This is a genomic window from Microcystis sp. LE19-10.1B (assembly GCF_027530565.1).
Taxonomy (GTDB): Bacteria; Cyanobacteriota; Cyanobacteriia; order Cyanobacteriales; family Microcystaceae; genus Microcystis; species Microcystis aeruginosa.
The window spans coordinates 1-1748 of record NZ_JAPZQM010000433.1; the positions used below are offsets into that span (position 1 = coordinate 1).

Here is a 1748-nt window from a genome sequence, read left to right on the forward strand (position 1 = left end):
TAAATCCTTATCTGGCAAGAGACTTAATTGATTAGTTCGCTCTAGAGCAAAAATAATTGACAAAAATCGCCAAATGCCTTTCTATATAAGGGTTCCATCCCTTATAACCCCCGTCCATTGCATAACAAAAACCGAAGAACCTAGTTAAACCTCCATAGGGGTGCATTTTACATAATCCTAAATCAATGACAAATTGAATATCATCATTAGGTATATTCCCTAATTCTAAACCTGCTAACATCGGTTCAATAATGGCTTGAATTCTTGGTTCTCTTAATCTTTCCGCTAAACTATCTAAGTGAGTATCTTGACGTGCAATTAATATTTCTTTGGCTGTTAAAATGTGTTCCTTAGTAATAGTAATACTTCTATCTTTCGCCATTTTTTCTACAATTTCTTTAGCTAAAGCATTGACTAACCAAGGTTGTCCTTGAGTTAAATAAAATGCTGTTTCTATTGCTTCTGGTGTGAAAATTTGTCCAGTTGCTGCTGTATGTTGTTGATATAATTCTCCCACTTCTGCAAGATTAAAATTTCGCATAGTCAGAGAAGCCACTTTGATATTAAAAGGACTAGATGTCTTTAATCTATCACTACCACCAGATGCTACTTTATAATCTCGCACATCTCGTAAACCAATTAATCCTACTGATGAGGGAAAATTTTCAGGACGGTTAGGAAAACCATCTCTTAACTGTCGTAAAACTGATATTAATGTTTGGTCTTGTAAAGAGTCAATTTCATCTATAAATAATACTATGGGACGATTGATAGCTTTTGCCCAACCTCTTAAAAAAGCCTTAATTCTATTTCCTGGTTCTTCCTGTTGCCATTGTTTAACAGGTGGTTGTAATTCGGTCGGTAAACTATCTTGAATTGTATTATACCAAGTTCCTAAAATTGCTAATTCTGCGGCAGTAGGATCATGATTAAATGGACTTCCTACTTCCACTGATACCATGACTGCGGCATAATTTCCTCTATCGGTAAGTTGTTGGCTCTTCTGGTTTCTGTGTGGAAACGGGGTCTATACTGATAGTTTCTTCAGCAAAATACTCCTAAAAGTCTTTCCCAGTAAATATTTCACGATTCTATAAGCAAAAATTATCACACAAAGTCGAGAAGAGCCAGTTGTTTTGCTAGGGCTAACATAGCGGTGGTTTTCCCTGTTTGTCGTGGTGCGTGTAGGACAAAGTAACTACGTTGTTGAATTAGCTCCTCTAAATCTAGTAATCGTACTGTGGGAGAGAGCATATAGTGGATATCGTTGGAACAGGGACCGGCAATATTAAACCAGCGAGTCATAGAATTTTATTATTTAGTGGACATTTTAATTTTAGATGATTTTGGTGTGGTTTGTCATGGCAGTAAGGAAGAGGTGATGCTCGGCAATACTTTGTTATGCTTGATTATGATCAATTATTGTTATGTAGAGGAATGGTAGGCTGATTTTACGTTTGCTCATAGGTAGTGATACTAAATCTGGTTATTAAAAGTGGCATTTAATAAACCTCTTGCATAATTAATTTTTGAGGCTTCAAAAACGGCAAAAACAAGGATTAAATTACATAAAATCTGTAAATAGACCGTTTAATTGATTATTATTCATTCGGCTCTTCGTTACTTGTTATGGTTCGATAGGGGGGCATAAATCGACTAAATCCTTATCTGGCAAGAGACTTAATTGATTAGTTCGCTCTAGATAAAAAACAATTGACAAAAATCGCTAAATGCCTTTCTATATAAGG

Annotated in this window: 2 protein-coding genes and 1 pseudogene; 1 reads left to right on the top strand and 2 read right to left on the bottom strand. The window is 35.5% G+C overall.

Annotated elements, in window-relative coordinates; translation table 11 throughout:
- Positions 1–145: 145 nt before the first annotated feature.
- Positions 146–1000: pseudogene (locus tag O9332_RS15800) on the bottom strand (ATP-binding protein); the annotation flags it as partial.
- A 107-nt stretch (positions 1001–1107) separates the two neighbouring features.
- On the bottom strand, positions 1108–1305 hold the full coding sequence (locus O9332_RS15805; protein WP_002757355.1) for a hypothetical protein: 198 nt from the start codon (positions 1303–1305) through the stop codon (positions 1108–1110).
- A 16-nt stretch (positions 1306–1321) separates the two neighbouring features.
- On the opposite strand from O9332_RS15805, the gene O9332_RS15810 reads away from it, so the two are divergent.
- Positions 1322–1444: a hypothetical protein gene (locus O9332_RS15810; RefSeq protein ID WP_002757357.1), complete on the top strand. Its 123-nt coding sequence runs from the start codon at positions 1322–1324 to the stop codon at positions 1442–1444.
- Positions 1445–1748 lie beyond the last annotated feature (304 nt).